The organism is Shinella sp. R2-11, from assembly GCF_055330205.1.
In genome coordinates this window covers 150,124-165,840 of record NZ_JBVAPC010000006.1, presented here as the reverse complement: position 1 = coordinate 165,840, position 15,717 = coordinate 150,124, and the positions used below count along the sequence as shown (strand labels likewise).

The window sequence follows — 15,717 nt, the reverse complement described above, 5'->3', positions numbered from 1 at the left end:
GGCAAGAGTTCAGAGTACCGAGTAATGTCCATGACGTCGCGCAAGACAGCCGAACAGTTGCCGCTGGCCTTCGGGCACGATCCCGCCACGGGCCGCGACGACCTGCTCGTCGCCGAGCCCGTCGATGCGGCCGTCGCGATGATCGACGCCTGGCCGCACTGGCCGGCGCCCGTCGTCATCATCGCCGGGCCGATCGGCTCGGGCAAGTCGCACCTCGCCGCGATCTGGCGCGAGAAGGCCGGCGCGGCGCTGATCGAGCCGGAGCCGGGCAGGGGGGCGGAAGCGGCGGCCGAGCGCGGGCCCGTGCTCATCGAGGATGCCGACCGCAAGGGCTTCGACGACCGCACGCTCTTCCACGTCATCAACAATGTGCGCCAGCACGGCCACACGCTGCTCATCACCAGCCGGCTCTGGCCGATGTCCTGGCCGGTCGACCTGCCGGACCTGCGCTCGCGCCTCAAGGCGGCGACGGTGGTGGAGATCGGCGAGCCGGACGACGAACTGCTCTCACAGGTCATCGTGAAACTCTTCGCCGACCGCCAGCTCTTCGTCGACGAGAAGCTGGTGGCCTATATCGTGGCGCGCATGGAGCGCTCGCTGGAGGCCGCGCAGACGCTGGTGGAACGGCTCGACCGCCTCGCGCTCGCCCGCGGCAGCCGTATCACGCGGACGCTGGCGCAGGAGGTGCTGGGTGAAATGGTGGGCAGCGGGGATTTCGAGGAATAGGTCGGGGCAGGAGTGTGCGAAGGCCTGCGAAGACTGGGCCCCTCATCCGGCCTGCCGGCCACCCGCAGGCGGGGAGAAGGGGATATGCCGCACTGGTTTCCCAAACTTTCAACGCTGCGTGGGGCACGTCCCCTCTCCCCGCTTGCGGGGAGAGGGCTAGGGTGAGGGGCAAAGCTCCACACACGATTGTCCCCCGAATTCCACCGCCCCCGATTGACTGTCACAGTTCTGTCGTCAAACTGCGCTAAGCGCTTCGTGGAAAAGCATAAATCGTTTCCCGTTCGAAGCTGCGTCGAACAGGTGGCCAACCGGGCGGAACATCCAATGGATACAGCGACTTCCGATCTTTCTCAGGAAAAGCCCGCCGAGGGCGCGCGCCCCGATGGCGCTTCCGTCGATATCGAAGCGCTGATGGCGAGCCCCGAGCGTTTCATCAACCGCGAATTCTCCTGGCTCCAGTTCAACCGCCGCGTCCTGGAAGAAACGCTGAACACCGCCCATCCGCTCCTGGAGCGCGTGCGGTTCCTCTCCATCTCGGCCGCCAACCTCGACGAGTTCTTCATGGTGCGCGTCGCTGGCCTCGAAGGGCAGGTGCGCCAGGGCGTCGGCATCCGCAGCCCGGACGGCAAGACCTCGGCCGAGCAGCTCGACGATATCCTGAAAGAGATCGACAACCTCCAGATGGAGCAGCAGGCCTCGCTCGCCGTGCTCCAGCAGTATCTCGCCAAGGAAGACATCCTCATCGTCCGCCCGACGGCGCTTTCCAGCGACGACAGGGTCTGGCTGCAACAGGAATTCATCCAGTCGATCTTCCCGGTGTTGACGCCGCTTTCCATCGATCCGGCGCACCCGTTCCCCTTCATCCCCAACCTTGGCTTCTCCATCGGCCTCCAGCTCGAAAGCACGATGGGCAAGGAGCCGATGACGGCGCTCCTGCGCCTGCCCGTCGCGCTCGACCGCTTCATCCGCCTGCCGGATTCCGGCGGCGCGATCCGCTACATCACGCTGGAGGATGCCGTCGGCCTCTTCATCGGCAAGCTCTTCCCGGGCTATATCGTGCGCGGCTCGGGCACGTTCCGCATCATCCGCGACAGCGATATCGAAGTGGAGGAAGAGGCGGAAGACCTCGTGCGCTTCTTCGAGACGGCGCTGAAGCGCCGCCGCCGCGGCTCGGTGATCCGCATCGAGACCGACTCGGAAATGCCGGAATCGCTGCGCCGCTTCGTCGTCGGCGAGCTGAACGTGCCGGACAACCGCGTTGCCGTCCTGCCGGGCCTCCTCGCCCTCAACACGCTGTCGGAGATCGCCAAGGCGCCGCGCGACGACCTGAGGTTCGAGCCCTACAATGCCCGATTTCCCGAACGCGTCCGAGAGCACGCCGGAGACTGCCTCGCCGCCATCCGCGAAAAGGACATGGTCGTCCACCACCCCTACGAAAGCTTCGACGTGGTGGTCCAGTTCCTTCTCCAGGCTGCGCGCGATCCTGACGTCCTGGCGATAAAGCAGACGCTCTACCGCACCTCCAACGACAGCCCCATCGTGCGCGCGCTGATCGACGCCGCCGAGGCCGGTAAGTCCGTGACGGCGCTCGTCGAACTCAAGGCCCGCTTCGACGAGGAGGCCAACATCCGCTGGGCGCGCGATCTGGAGCGCGCCGGCGTGCAGGTCGTCTTCGGCTTCATCGAACTGAAGACCCACGCCAAGATGTCGATGGTCGTACGCCGCGAGGAGGGCAGGCTTCGCACCTACTGCCACCTCGGCACGGGCAACTACCACCCGGTCACGGCGAAGATCTACACGGACCTGTCCTTCTTCACCTGCAACCCGACCATTGCCAGCGACATGGCGAACATCTTCAACTTCATCACCGGCTACGGCGAGCCGGAGGCCGGCATGAAGCTCGCCTTCTCGCCCTATACGCTACGCCCGCGCATCCTGCGTCACATCGACGAGGAGATCGCGCATGCGAAGAACGGCGCGCCGGCGGCGATCTGGATGAAGATGAACTCGCTGGTCGATCCCGAGATCATCGACGCGCTCTATCGCGCCAGCCAGGCGGGTGTGGAGGTGGACCTCGTCGTGCGCGGCATCTGCTGCCTGCGCCCGCAGGTTCCGGGGCTTTCCGACAATATCCGCGTCAAGTCCATCGTCGGCCGCTTCCTGGAGCATTCCCGCATCTTCTGCTTCGGCAACGGCCACGGGCTTCCATCGGACAAGGCGCTGGTCTATATAGGCTCGGCGGACATGATGCCGCGCAACCTGGACCGGCGGGTCGAGACACTCGTGCCTCTGATCAACCGGACGGTGCATGAGCAGGTCCTCTCGCAGATCATGCTGGGCAATCTGATCGATAACCAGCAGAGCTACGAGATCCTTGCGGACGGAACGTCCCGGCGCATGGAAGTGCAGCCCGGCGCCGAGCCGTTCAACGCTCAGCACTACTTCATGACCAACCCCAGCCTGTCCGGCCGGGGCGAAGCCCTGAAGTCCTCCGCACCGAAGGCGATCGCGGGCTGGCAAGGCCGGCGCAAGAAGTAACTGGATATGCATGGTCGAATCTGAAGCCCAGGGGCGTTTGCCTGGAATTGCCCCGGTGTCGGTCGTGGATATCGGTTCCAACTCGATTCGCCTGGTGGTCTACGAGGGCATGAGCCGTTCGCCGGCCATTCTCTTCAACGAGAAGGTCATGTGCGGCCTCGGCCGGGGCCTCGCCAGGACCGGCCGCATGGACCAGGCGAGCGTCGACCGGGCGCTGGCAGCTCTGCACCGTTTCAAGGCTCTTTCGAGGCAGGCCCGCGCCTCCACCATGTTCGCGCTGGCGACCGCCGCCGCGCGCGAGGCGGAGAACGGCCCTGATTTCATCCACCAGGCCGAGATGATCCTCGGCCAGAAAGTGCGCGTTCTGACGGGCGAGGAGGAGGCCTATTTCTCCGCCCTCGGCATCGTCAGCGGCTTCCATGACACCGACGGCATCGTCGGCGACCTCGGCGGCGGCTCGCTGGAGCTGATCGATGTCGCCGGCGGCATGATCGGCAAGGGCGTCACCCTGCCGCTCGGCGGCATCCGCCTGTCGGAAGCCTCCGGCGGCTCGCCCGCCCAGGCCCGCATCGTCGCGCGCAAGTATCTTCGCACCGCCAATCTCCTCAAGAACGGCGCGGGCCGCGCCTTCTATGCCGTCGGCGGCACATGGCGCGCCATCGGCACGCTGAACATGGAAGTGCGCAACTATCCGCTGCACATGATCCAGGGTTACGAGCTCGGCTTTTCCGATGCCATGGATTTCCTGACGGATATCGTCACGGCCAAGGATCCCAAGGACGCGGCCTATGCCACGATCTCCAAGAACCGCCGCAACCTCCTGCCCTTCGGCGCCGTCGCCATGCAGGAGGCGATCGCCATCATGAAGCCCTCGCGGGTCTTCTTCTCCGCGCAGGGCGTGCGCGAGGGCTATCTCTATTCGCTGCTGCCCGAGCGCGAGAAGGCGCGCGATCCGCTGCTCGCCGCCGCGGGCGAGCTTGCCATCCTGCGCGCGCGCTCGCCCGAGCATGCCCGCGAGCTTGCCGAATGGACCGGCCGCATGATGCCGCTCTTCGGCATCACCGAGACGGACGAGGAGCGGCGCTACCGCGAGGCCGCCTGCCTCTTGGCGGATATAAGCTGGCGCGCCCATCCCGATTATCGCGGCTTGCAGGCGCTGAACCTCATCGCGCACGGCACCTTCATCGGCATCACCCATCCCGGCCGCGCCTTCATCGCGCTCACCAACTACTACCGCTTCGAAGGGCTGAACGACGATGCGGTGAGCAGCTCGCTCGCGGCCGTCGCGACGCCGCGCCTGCGCGAGCTTGCCAAGCTCGTCGGCGGCCTGCTGCGCGTCGTCTACCTCTTCTCGGCCTCCATGCCCGGCGTCGTGCCGCGCCTTGCCTTCCGTAAGGCGGCGCAGGCGGATATCGACCTCGAACTCGTCGTGCCGCCGGACTATGCCGAGCTTGCCGGCGAACGGCTCGACGGCCGCCTGCAGCAGCTCGCCCGCCTGACCGGCAGGAAGCTCGCCTTCAAGTACCTGTGATATCCATGCGGATCGTCCCCTTCCTCGCTGGTTTCCTTTTCGCTGCAAGCGCCATGGCGCAGGACTGGCAGGCGGTCGAGCGGGTGGAGCCCTATACGGTCGAGGGCGCGACGGGCCTTGAGATCTACCGCTCCATCGGCGAGCGCGGCCCGAAGCTCGGCGTCGCCCGCGTCATCGCCCATACCGGCTTCAAGCTCACCTGGACGCGCAAATACGAACGCAAGGGCAATGCCTGCGTGATCACCGTCAACCGGCCGAAGCTCATCATCACCTATACGCTGCCCAAGCTGAAAACCAAACTCGCCGAGCCGATGAAAACCCGCTGGGACACCTTCCTCGCCGGCGTCACCGCCCATGAGAAGGTGCATGGCGATTTCATCCGGGACATGGTGAGGGAGATCGAGGCGATGAGCGTCGGCATGACGGTCGAGAACGACCCGGATTGCCAGAAGATCCGCCCGCAATTGCAGACCCGCCTCGGCGAACTCTCCAATGCCCAGCGCGCCCGCAGCCGCGATTTCGACCAGGCCGAGATGAGCGAGGGCGGGAACGTGCACCAGTTGATCCTGCGGCTGGTCGATCCGCGGTAGCGGAAAATCGCCTTCCCGATCGTCACTTGCAGAAGACGGCGGCGCCTCCTGCCCCTTCTCCCCGCCTGCGGGGAGAAGGTCGCGGCAGCGGGATGAGGGGCAGTCGCGCAAGACGTTTTTCCGTCGAGCGGATGAGAGGGTGCAGCCCCTCATCCGCCTGCCGGTACCTTCTCCCCGCGGGCGGGGAGAAGGAGGATGCGGCCCGCTCTCCGGTTATTCGGCCTTCAGGAACTCACCCACCTCCAGCAGCACGAACTCGTTGTCGTCCGCCTTGTCCAGCGCGCGGCCGGCGGAGAAGGGCAGGTTGTTGTCGTTGCCGACGATGATATGCGTCTCGTCCACGCGGTCGACATTCTCGATGGTGACGAAGGGCATGTCGTAGAAGCCATCGCCGCCGCCCTGGCGCTTCCTGTTGTCGGGGTCGGTGATCTTGAGGAGGTCGATATAGCCGATCTTGCGCACGGCCTTGCCGGCATTCTCGTCGGTCATGGCGATCTTGTAGATGCGCTTGACCTTCGAGGCGGGGGCGAAGCAATCCGGCTTCGGGTCCTTCGGATCGGCGCAGGCCTTGTCGGCGGTGCCGACGCCGTTGTCGCGCTCGATCACGAGGGCGGTCGTCGCGTCCAGCATGTTGAAGTCGCCGATCGCCTCGCCCCCTTCCGAGAGCGGATAGAGCCAGCTCCGGCCCGTCCATGCCTTGGAGGCGACGTCGAGCTCGATGATGCGCAGCGCCGGGCGGCCGTCGGCCTGTTCGACGCTCTCGCCGTCGAGCCAGATCGGGCCTTCGAGCAGGCCATAGAGCTTCGCGCCGTCCTTCGACAGGGCAAGGCCCTCATAGCCGCCGGAGCGCTTGAGGTTGAAGTCCGGCATTTTCTTGGAGGGGTCGGCCTGCACGGCAAGCGTCGGGTTGTCCGGCGAGGTCACCGGCTTGCCGTCGACTTCGGTGGCGATGACATCCGTCAGCTTGCCGTCGAGGTCGAATTTCAGGATATAGGGGCCGAATTCCTCGCCGATCCAGAAACCGTCCGTCACCGGCTGGATGGATTCGACGTCGAAGTCGCCGCCCGTGAGGTAGCGCGTCGCCGCGCCTTCCATGACGATCGGGAAGGGCGCCTTCCTGTCGGGATCGGAAAGGAAGACGGTCTTGATCGGCTCCATCGTGCCCTTGTCCCAGTCGAAGCGCACATGATGGATCATCAGCATGGCGTCGGTCGAATTCAGCTTGTTGCCGAAGCCGTTGTCCGAGAGCGTCCAGAACGTGCCGTCCTCCATGGCCTTTATGCCGGAGAAGCCCTGCATCGGCTGGCCGTCGAAGGGCAGCGAAAGGCCGGTCTCGCGCACGCCGTCCTTGCCCATGATGCTGCCGAGGGCCTCGGTGCGCTTGCGGTCGGGCGTGGTGAACTTGCCGGAGGTCTTCAGGTAGTCGGCGGCATCGGCCGGCGCGGCGAGGATCGTGTTGGCCGGAAGGATCGCGTGAGCCTTCAGCGTGGCCGGAAATTCCTTCTCCGCGGCGAAGGTTGCGGTGGACGTCAGCAGCGCAAGCGCGGCGGTGGCGAAAAGGTGCCTGGTCATGAAAATCCCCATGGGTTTGCAAACGGGTCGGCAAGGCGACGCCGCTTGATAGGCGTCGCGCATGACCGCGGCTTGACAGTTGGGTATCGCTTTCGTGACGGGGTTGTGGATCAGTTCCGGTGTCCGGCGGCAAGCGCCGCGAAGCGCCCGGGCGTCATGCCGAGCGCCTTCTTGAAGTGCCGGTTGAGATGTGCCTGGTCGGAAAAGCCGCTGGCGAAGGCCGCTTCCGCGATGGTCTCGCCGGCCGTGATCAGCGCTTTCGCCCGCTCCAGCCGCCGCATGACGAGATAGCGGTGCGGGCTGGTGCCGAGGAGCTGGCGGAACTGGCGGGAAAGCGCGAAACGGTCGAGCCCCGTCACCGCTTCCAGCTCCGCGGAGCCGACCTGCCGGGAAAGGTTCCCGCGCAGGAAATCGCAGGCCCGCTGCACTTCCGGCCGCGCCAGCCGTCCCGCCCGCGCCTGCGGCGCCCCGGCATGGTCGAGGAGGGCGCTCGCGATCTCCCCGACGATCTCGTCCAGCTTCAGCGGCTCGATCGCCTTGTCCATGCTGCCGATGGCGTCGAGCAGCAGGCCCGCAAGGCGCGGATCGTCGACGACGGGCGCGGCGACGAAGGGCAGCGTCCGCCCGCGCCCGGCCGTCGCCGGCAGGAAGCGCTCCGGCGGGATGTAGATCATGCGGTAGGTGAGGCCTTCCTCGGTGCCAGCGCCGCCGTCGTGCAGCTCGTCGGGATGCAGCACGATCACGTTGCCGGGCGGGCTGAAACGCGCCTCGCCGCGATAGCGGAAGGTCTGGATGCCGGCCATGGTGACGCCGAGCGCATAGGTATCGTGCCGATGCGGCTCGAACCCCTTGCCGCGGAAGCGCGCCTCGATGCGCTCGATGCCGGCAAGCTCCGGCGCGACGACGATGCGGTCCTTCTCCTCGCACGAACGTTCAAGCGGACCTTCGAGCGCGCCTGCTATCGCATTGGCCGCGGAATGGTCCGCGGCCTTTTCCCGGGAGAATACCTGCATGTTCGATACCAAGTTCGCCGTGGTGCTGCGCGAGGATCTGGAGGTGTGGCAGAAGCTCAACGTCACCGCCTTCCTGTCCGGCGGCATCATCGGCCGGAAGCCGGAGCTGATCGGCGAAGCCTACCGCGATGCGCACGGCAATGTCTATAACGCGCTGAGCATCCAGCCCGTCATCGTTCTGGCGGCAGACGGCGCGACCCTCGCGAAGATCCACGCCCGCGCGCTGGAGCGCGAGGTGCCGGCCTCCGTCTATATCGAGGAAATGTTCGCCACCGGCCACGACGCCGCCAACCGCGCCGTCTTCGAAAAGTTCGGCCCGGACGACGCAAAAATCGTCGGCATTGCCCTCCACGCCGACAGGAAGACCGTCGACCGGATCACGAAGGGGGCGAAGCTGCACGCCTAGGCTGGATAAGGAAGTGCACTCGGCGCACTATATCGTTGATTTAGTGCGCCGAGTGCACTATTTTATCGCTGGAGTTGGATGTGCCGACACTCTTCATGTTCGGAAACCTGAAGATCCGCATGTTCGCCGACGACCATAAACCGCCGCATTTCCACATCCTGACGCCGGAACATGAAGCGCTGGTGCGGATTGCCGATCTTGCGGTTCTGGCAGGCTCGATCGACCGCCGGTCCTATGATCTGGCATGCTGCTGGGCCTTGGAAAACAGAGAGTTGCTGGAACGTGAGTGGCACCGCCTCAATGAACGATGACATCATTTCCGTCGGCCGGCCTTTGCCGCGTATCGTGAAAGCCGAGGCGCTTGATGGCCGGCGCGTGCGCGTTGTCTGGCGTGACGGGGCGAGCAAGGTGGTCGATCTCGGCCCGATGCTGGAAAGCCGGCGCATCTTCATCCCGCTTCGGCAGGACGATGCGCTCTTCCGCGTGCTCGCCGTCAGCGAGGAGGGGGATGCGTTGGTCTGGCCGGGGGACGACCTCGAATGCTCGGCGGTCTGGATCGAGGCGCTGCCATCCGACGATTTCGAGAATGCGGATTTCAGGGCGGCGATGGACCAGCTCGGCATGTCGCTGGATGGCATGGCGGCCGCGCTCGAAGTCTCGCGCCGCCTCGTTGCCTCCTACCGCAAGGACAAGCCGATCCCGCGGCATATCGGTCTTGCGACTCGCTACCTTGTCGAGCACGCGCGGCGCAGGGTTTAAAGCTCCACCGCCTCGATCTTGCGGTCGACGAAGCGCAAGGCCACCTTGCCGCCGATGAGGTTGAGGGCGGTGTCGCCGAAGAGGTCGCGGCGCCAGCCGTGGAGGGCGGCGACGTCGGCGGCTTCGCCATCGACGGCGATCTTTTCGAGGTCGTCGGAATTGGCGATGATCTTGGCGGCGACGCCCTGCTTTTCCGCGACGATCTTCAGGAGCACCTTCAGCATCTCGCTGGCGGCGGCCGCGCCCTCCGGCACGTGGTTCTGGCGCGGCAGGCGCGGCAGGTCGGCCTTGGGGATGGCGAGCGCCTCGCCGATGGCCTCGAGCAGGGCGGCGCCCGATTGCGAGCGCTCCCAGCCCTTGGGAATGGTGCGAAGACGCGCCAGCGCCTCGGCGTCGGCGGGCTGCTGTTGGGCGATCTCGTAGATCGTGTCGTCCTTGAGGATGCGCGAGCGCGGCACGTTGCGCCCGCGCGCCTCGCGCTCGCGCCAGGCGGCGACCTTCTGCAGGACGGCCAGCTCCATCGGCTTCTTGACGCGCATCTTGAGGCGCCGCCAGGCGTCGTCCGGATGCAGGTCGTAGGTATCGCGCGATTCCAGCACCGCCATTTCCTCGGTCAGCCACAGCGAGCGGCCGGCGCTTTCCAGCTTCTCCTTGAGCGCCAGATAGACGTCGCGCAGATGCGTGACGTCGGCGAGCGCATATTCGAGCTGCTTTTCGGTGAGCGGGCGGCGGCTCCAGTCGGTGAAGCGCGAGGACTTGTCGATATGCACGCCCTTGATCTTCTGCACGAGCTGGTCGTAGGAGACGCTGTCGCCGAAGCCGCAGACCATGGCGGCGACCTGCGTGTCGAAGATCGGATGCGGGATCAGCCCGCCGCGGTTGAAGATGATCTCGATGTCCTGCCGCGCGGCGTGGAAGACCTTGAGCACGGCGGGATTGGCCATCAGCTCGAAGAACGGCTGGAGGTCGAGGCCCTTGGCGAGCGGATCGACGATCACCTCGGTCTCGGGGCCGGCGAGCTGGATGAGGCAGAGCTCCGGCCAGAACGTCGTCTCCCGCAGGAACTCCGTGTCGATCGTCAGATACTCGGAACGGGCGAGCGTCTCACAGGCGTCGCGAAGGGCTGCGGTTGTCTCGATGATCTGCATAGGCGGCTCTGGCGGGCTTTTCTTGAAATTTTTGATCGGGCAGCTTTAGACGTTCCACCCTTTTGCCACAATCAAAAACTTGCGCCGGCGGCGGCGCGGCAAGAGCGGTTACGCGCGAAAGGCCCGGATGCAGGCACATCCGGGCCCTTTCGAAGGTCAGCATACGCGGGACTTACTTGCAGACCTTGAACTTCTTGATGATGACGTTGCCGTAGTAGTCGTAGGACTTCACCTTCTTGACGAAGCAATGCGGCTTGTGGCCGTAGCCGTAGTAGCCGGCCTGCGAGGGAGCGGCGAAGGAAACGGCGGCGATGGCTGCGATGGCGGCGGAAACGATGATCTTGCGCATGGGTCTCTCATGATCGGTGGGATGAGCCTCTCTCATCCGGTGATCCGAATATCCCATGGCGCGCCGCCGTCCGCTGTTCCCCCGGGAACAGAAAGGCCGCCCGCGGGGCGGACGGCCTTTCGTTCCGGTCGGGGCAGGGAAGCGTCAGGCGACCGTGGTCTTGACGTCGAGATTGCCGCGGGTGGCGTGGCTGTAGGGGCAGACGACGTGGGCCTTCTTTATGAGGTCCTCCAGCACGGCCTTGTCGACGCCGGGGGCGGAGACTTCGAGCGCCGCCTCGATGCCGAAGCCGCCGCCGTCCTCGCGCGGGCCGATGCCGACCGTCGCGGTGACCCTGGCGTCGTCCGGGATCTTCACCTTTTCCTTGCCGGCGACGAATTTCAGCGCGCCGAGGAAGCAGGCCGAATAGCCGACCGCGAAGAGCTTTTCCGGGTTCGCGCCGGACGCGCCGTCGCCGCCGAGTTCCTTCGGCACGGTCAGCGTCACGTCGACGGTGCCGTCTTCCGTTGCGCCATGGCCGGCGCGGCCGCCGGTTGCGGAAGCCTTGGTCCTGTAGAGAATGGGCATGGTTGTCTCCTTCCTGTCGTCGTTGATGGTGGATGCTTGATAGCGCACAATTAGATTGTGCGCAATATAATTTTGCAAATTGCAATTTCGGCCGTTTATGCGAGAATGGCAGCATGAGCGACAAACATGACGAAGCTGAGACGAACGACATTGCGCCGGGCATGCTGGCCCTCGACCAGCAGCTCTGTTTCGCCGTCTATTCCGCGGCCCATGCGCTCAACCGCACCTACAAGCCGCTGCTCGATCCCTATGGCCTCACCTATCCGCAATATATCGCGCTGATGACGCTGTGGGAGGAGGATGGCCGCACGGTCAAGGCGCTCGGCGAGAAGCTGGGGCTCGATTCCGGCACGCTCTCGCCGCTGCTCAAGCGTCTGGAGGCGGCGGGCTACATCAACCGCGCCCGCGACAAGGCCGACGAGCGGCAGGTTCTCGTCACCCTCACCGACAAGGGCCGAGCCATGCAGCGCGACGCCGTCGCCATCCGCATGGCGATCGGCAAGGCGACGGGCTGTTCCATCGAGGCGCTGCAATCGCTTACGGTCGAGTTGCAGGCGCTGGCCGGGCGGCTCGAAGGCGCGGACAGGCGCGACGACGCGGCATAGGGCAGGTTTTCGCCTCTTCACCCTGCAAGGCCTTCGGGCTAAGGTCCGCGCGGCGCCGGAAGCGCCAAGGGGGCAGGGGTGAACGGGCAGGGGTCCTGGCAGAAGGCGAGTGTCGCGGCGGGCCTTTGGTGCGTCGCGGTCGGTGTCGTCATGTTGACGCTGTGGCTGGCCGAGCCGGCGGCGCTCGCCGCGCGCTATCCCGCTCTGTTCGGCATGAAGTTCAATGCGGCGCTCGCCTTCGCCGCCATGGGGGCCGCCGTGCTTCTGGCCGGCCGCGGTTTCCGGCGCCTTCCGGCCGCGCTCTTCCTCATGGTCTTCGTCTACGGCGCGCTCGCGCTCGCCCAGCACCTCTTCGGCATCGACACGGGCATCGACACGCTGCTCGACTGGCCCTTCGTCGATATCGGCACCAGCCGGCCCGGTCGCATCGCGCCCAATACCGCGCTGTGCTTCATGCTGGCGAGCCTTGCCTTCCTGCAGCGCGCGCTGCAGGGCAGGAGCGGGGCGCTGCAGGTGGCGCTCGGCATGGCCTGCGTCATCATCGCGGCGGCCGCGCTGATCGGCTATGCCATCGCGCTCGATTTCGCCCATGACTGGGTGCGCTATACGCGCATGTCCTTCCAGAGCGCGAGCTGCTTCGTCGCGCTCGGCCTCGTGCTGGTCTTCGTGGGTACGCAGACGGCCGGCTACCACCGGATCGCGCTGGCCGGGGCGCTCGGCCTCGGCACCTATCTCCTGCTGCTCGCCATGACCTATTACGAGCTGGCGCGCTACGAGAAGGCCTTCGGCATCACCTTCTCCAGCAGCGACAGCACCGCCCGCTCGACGCTGTCCTCGCTCGTGCTGATTTCCGGCGCGCTCTACAGCGCGCTGATCGCCCATCTCTACATCTCCTCGCGCCGGGCGCGCCGCATGGCCGGCGAGCTTGCCGAAAGCCGCGCCCGCCTTGCCGCCATCATCGACAATGCGGTGGACGGCATCGTCACCATCGACGAGCGCGGCATCGTCCTTTCCGTCAACGCCGCCTGCACGCGCATCTTCGGCTATGCGCCGGAGGAGATGGTCGGGCGGAACGTGAAGATGCTGATGCCCGAGCCCTATCACGGCGAGCACGACGGCTATCTTTCCGGCTACCGCCGCACCGGCGAGGCGAAGGTCATCGGCATCGGCCGCGAGGTGGAGGGCCGGCGCCGCGACGGCACGGTCTTCCCGCTCGACCTTGCCGTCGCGCGGGTGGAGCTGAACGGTGCGACCATCTACAGCGGCATCGTGCGCGACATTTCCGAGCGCAAGGCGAACGAGCAGGCGCTGATCGAGGCGAATGCCGAGCTGGAGGAATTCGCCTACCGCACCTCGCACGACCTGCGCTCGCCGATCGCCTCCTCGCTCGGCCTGCTCGGCATTTCGCGCGAGATGATGGCGGAGGGCGACATGGCCGGGCTCGGCGAGATGCTCCAGCGCATGGAAGGCAATTTCCGCCGCCTCGACCACCTGATCCAGAACATCATCACCGTCACGCGCACCCGCCTCCTGGAAGAGGAGGACCGGCCGGTGGGCCTGCGCGCGCTCGTTAGCGAGGCGGTCGATGCCCTGTCGCATCTCGACGACGTCCGGCGCATCCGCATCGAAAATCATGTGCCGCCAGAATTGACAATCGTCAGCAAGCCGTCGAAATTCCAGGTCGTCGTCGGCAACATGCTGTCCAACGCGGTCAAGTACCACGATCCGAAGGAAGCCGAGCCGGCGATCGATATCCGCGCCTTCCGCTATGCCGGCAGGCTGCGGCTGTCGGTGGAGGACAACGGCCTGGGCGTTCCGCCCGCCAGCCGCCATTTGTTGTTCCAGATGTTCAAACGGCTGCACCCGAACCGCTCCTTCGGCAGCGGGCTCGGCCTCTACATTTTGAAGAAGACCGCGGAATCCCTCGGCGGGACCGCACTTTACGAAGCAAGGGATAAGGGCAGCCGCTTCATCGTGGAACTGCCCGATGGGGAATAGAATGAAGATCACCTCCATTCTCGTCGTCGACGATGACGAGAACGACCAGTTCATCTGCGAATACACGATCCGCAAGTTCGATCCGTCGATCCGCGTCACCAAGGCCTTCGACGGCACGGAGGCGCTGGACGCGCTGCGCGTTGAAACGCCCGACGCCATCATCCTCGACATCAACATGCCCGTGATGAACGGCTTCGAGTTCCTCGACCGCTATGCCGAGGAGTTCGAGGTCCACGCCCCCGTCGTCGCCATGCTCACCAGCTCCCATCTCGGCAAGGACCGCGAGCGCGCTCTGCAGTACAGCTTCGTGAAGAGCTATTTCGAAAAGCCCCTGGCGGCCGACCATCTGCGGGTCATGACGGATTTGCTGGAGGGGTGAGGGATGTGCCTTGCTCCGGAGGCCGGAGCAAGGATTGGCCCTTCACCCTAACCCTCTCCCCGCAAGCGGGGAGAGGGGACGTGCCCCACGAACCGTTATTGTTTCGGCGCGGCATACCCCCTTCGCCCCGCAGCCAAGGAGAAGGTGCCGGCAGGCGGATGAGGGGGCGAAACGGCAATCGCATACAATTTCCGCATCCCCCGCCGCTTTCCCTCTCCCTTTCCGCAAAACCTTCGCCATAGTGGCCGCATGTCCACGATTCGCCCGCTGATTCCCCTTCTCGTGACCGCAGGCATCCTGATCGGGGGCAACGGGCTGCAGGGCACGTTCATCGCGCTGCGGGCGTCCGACGAGGGCTTTTCCACCTCCGTCATCGGCTTCGTCGGCGCGGGCTATTCCATCGGCTTCGCCATCGGCTGCATCTATGTGACGCGCGTCCTGCGCGCCATCGGCCATATCCGCACCTTCTCGGCCATGGCGGCCATCGCCTCGGCCTCGGCCATCGCCATGGTGCTGGTCATCGATCCGGTCTTCTGGTTCCTGATGCGCCTCGTCGCCGGCGTCTGCTTCGCCAGCCTTTTCGCCACGGTCGAAAGCTGGCTGAACGCCGCCGTCACCAATGCCAACCGGGCGCGCACGCTCTCCGTCTACCGCCTCGTCGATCTCGGCTCGGTCACGGCGGCGCAATATGTCATCCCCGGCGTCGGCGTCGGCGGCTTCGAGATTTTCGCCATCATCGCCATGGCACTCTCGCTCTCGCTGGTGCCGATCTCGCTCGCCGACCGCTCCAGCCCCACCGTGCCGGAGGCGATCCGCTTCGATGTGAAGAAGCTGTGGAACATCTCGCCGCTCGCCACCGTCGGCTGCATCGTCGTCGGCCTCACCAATGCGGCCTTCCGCAATCTCGGGCCGATCTACGCCCACGATATCGGCCTGTCGGTGACGGCGATCGCCAGCTTCATGAGCGCCGGCATCGTCGGCGGCGTCGTGCTGCAATATCCGCTCGGCATCTATTCCGATCGGCTCGACCGGCGCCTCGTCATCGTCTTCGCCACGCTCGGCTCGACATTCGCCGCGCTGTATCTTGCCCTCTTCGCCGGCGGCGACGAATGGAAGAATCTCGTCGGCATCTTCGTCTTCGGCGCCTTCGCCATGCCGCTCTATTCGCTGTGCTCGGCCCATGCCAACGACCATGCGGGCGAGGGCGAGCATGCGCTGGTCTCGGCCGGCATGCTGTTCTTCTGGTCCTGCGGGGCGATCATCGGGCCGCTCTTCGCCTCCGTCCTCCTGCAGTTCCTCGGGCCGCAGGCGCTCTTCCTCTATACCGCCGTCGTGCTCGTCGCCTTCATGGCCTATACGGCGCTGCGCATGACCGCGCGTCCCGCCGTGCCGGCCGGGGAGCGGCGCAGCCGCTTCCGCACCCTGCTGCGCACCTCCTTCTTCTTCAACAAGCTCGCCGCGCCCGAGAAGGACCGCAACGGTAGGCCCTAGACCCCAACAACGGCCTGCGGCAATCTGGTCGCGGCGGGCTTATTG

Annotated in this window: 16 protein-coding genes; 11 read left to right on the top strand and 5 right to left on the bottom strand. The window is 65.8% G+C overall.

The window, feature by feature from the left end; genetic code table 11:
* Positions 1 to 30 precede the first annotated feature (30 nt).
* From hdaA to ACZ1A1_RS16640, 4 genes are all read left to right on the top strand, one after another.
* Positions 31 to 726: a DnaA regulatory inactivator HdaA gene (gene hdaA, locus ACZ1A1_RS16655; protein ID WP_313194053.1), complete on the top strand. Its 696-nt coding sequence runs from the start codon at positions 31 to 33 to the stop codon at positions 724 to 726.
* Between the two features lie 324 nt (positions 727 to 1,050).
* Entirely contained in the window at positions 1,051 to 3,264 is a 2,214-nt protein-coding gene (locus tag ACZ1A1_RS16650; protein WP_463620759.1) for an RNA degradosome polyphosphate kinase, read from the top strand.
* A 10-nt stretch (positions 3,265 to 3,274) separates the two neighbouring features.
* A complete protein-coding gene (locus ACZ1A1_RS16645; protein WP_463620758.1) occupies positions 3,275 to 4,795 on the top strand; it encodes a Ppx/GppA family phosphatase in 1,521 nt (506 codons plus the stop codon).
* Positions 4,796 to 4,800: 5 nt separating this feature from the next.
* Entirely contained in the window at positions 4,801 to 5,385 is a 585-nt protein-coding gene (locus ACZ1A1_RS16640) for a DUF922 domain-containing Zn-dependent protease (protein ID WP_463620757.1), read from the top strand.
* 213 nt (positions 5,386 to 5,598) lie between these two features.
* Here ACZ1A1_RS16640 and ACZ1A1_RS16635 read toward each other — a convergent pair whose 3' ends face one another.
* Positions 5,599 to 6,957 carry an esterase-like activity of phytase family protein gene (locus ACZ1A1_RS16635; protein WP_463620756.1) on the bottom strand — a complete coding sequence of 453 codons (1,359 nt, stop codon included), beginning with the start codon at positions 6,955 to 6,957 and terminating at the stop codon, positions 5,599 to 5,601.
* Between the two features lie 110 nt (positions 6,958 to 7,067).
* Positions 7,068 to 7,970, bottom strand: coding sequence for an AraC family transcriptional regulator (locus tag ACZ1A1_RS16630; RefSeq protein WP_463620755.1), 903 nt, complete (start codon positions 7,968 to 7,970; stop codon positions 7,068 to 7,070).
* Between ACZ1A1_RS16630 and ACZ1A1_RS16625 the strand changes: the two genes are divergently transcribed.
* The 3 genes from ACZ1A1_RS16625 (at position 7,969) to ACZ1A1_RS16615 (ending at position 9,135) form a co-directional block, all read left to right on the top strand.
* Positions 7,969 to 8,376 (top strand): DUF2000 family protein, encoded by a 408-nt coding sequence (locus ACZ1A1_RS16625; RefSeq protein WP_463620754.1) that lies wholly within the window; start codon positions 7,969 to 7,971, stop codon positions 8,374 to 8,376. The genes ACZ1A1_RS16630 and ACZ1A1_RS16625 overlap by 2 nt on opposite strands.
* Before the next feature lie 80 nt (positions 8,377 to 8,456).
* Entirely contained in the window at positions 8,457 to 8,687 is a 231-nt protein-coding gene (locus ACZ1A1_RS16620; protein ID WP_463620753.1) for a DUF4160 domain-containing protein, read from the top strand.
* Entirely contained in the window at positions 8,677 to 9,135 is a 459-nt protein-coding gene (locus ACZ1A1_RS16615) for a DUF2442 domain-containing protein (protein WP_463620752.1), read from the top strand. Before ACZ1A1_RS16620 ends, ACZ1A1_RS16615 begins: the two co-directional genes overlap by 11 nt.
* On the opposite strand, the gene rnd is transcribed toward ACZ1A1_RS16615, so the two are convergent.
* The 3 genes from rnd to ACZ1A1_RS16600 form a co-directional block, all read right to left on the bottom strand.
* Complete coding sequence (gene rnd, locus ACZ1A1_RS16610) at positions 9,132 to 10,277, bottom strand: ribonuclease D (RefSeq protein WP_415212999.1); 1,146 nt, start codon at positions 10,275 to 10,277, stop codon at positions 9,132 to 9,134. The genes ACZ1A1_RS16615 and rnd overlap by 4 nt on opposite strands.
* 178 nt (positions 10,278 to 10,455) lie before the next feature.
* Entirely contained in the window at positions 10,456 to 10,632 is a 177-nt protein-coding gene (locus ACZ1A1_RS16605; RefSeq protein WP_463620751.1) for a hypothetical protein, read from the bottom strand.
* Positions 10,633 to 10,776: 144 nt separating this feature from the next.
* The gene (locus ACZ1A1_RS16600; protein WP_313194061.1) at positions 10,777 to 11,199 is read right to left on the bottom strand and encodes an organic hydroperoxide resistance protein; all 423 of its coding nucleotides are present in this window, start codon (positions 11,197 to 11,199) and stop codon (positions 10,777 to 10,779) included.
* A 113-nt stretch (positions 11,200 to 11,312) separates the two neighbouring features.
* On the opposite strand from ACZ1A1_RS16600, the gene ACZ1A1_RS16595 reads away from it, so the two are divergent.
* From ACZ1A1_RS16595 to ACZ1A1_RS16580, 4 genes are all read left to right on the top strand, one after another.
* Positions 11,313 to 11,804 carry a MarR family winged helix-turn-helix transcriptional regulator gene (locus tag ACZ1A1_RS16595; protein WP_463620750.1) on the top strand — a complete coding sequence of 164 codons (492 nt, stop codon included), beginning with the start codon at positions 11,313 to 11,315 and terminating at the stop codon, positions 11,802 to 11,804.
* Positions 11,805 to 11,882: 78 nt separating this feature from the next.
* Positions 11,883 to 13,802 (top strand): sensor histidine kinase, encoded by a 1,920-nt coding sequence (locus ACZ1A1_RS16590; RefSeq protein ID WP_463620749.1) that lies wholly within the window; start codon positions 11,883 to 11,885, stop codon positions 13,800 to 13,802.
* 1 nt (position 13,803) lies between these two features.
* The gene (locus ACZ1A1_RS16585; protein ID WP_162911478.1) at positions 13,804 to 14,181 is read left to right on the top strand and encodes a response regulator; all 378 of its coding nucleotides are present in this window, start codon (positions 13,804 to 13,806) and stop codon (positions 14,179 to 14,181) included.
* A gap of 249 nt (positions 14,182 to 14,430) precedes the next feature.
* Positions 14,431 to 15,672: an MFS transporter gene (locus tag ACZ1A1_RS16580; RefSeq protein WP_415212994.1), complete on the top strand. Its 1,242-nt coding sequence runs from the start codon at positions 14,431 to 14,433 to the stop codon at positions 15,670 to 15,672.
* Positions 15,673 to 15,717: the final 45 nt, after the last annotated feature.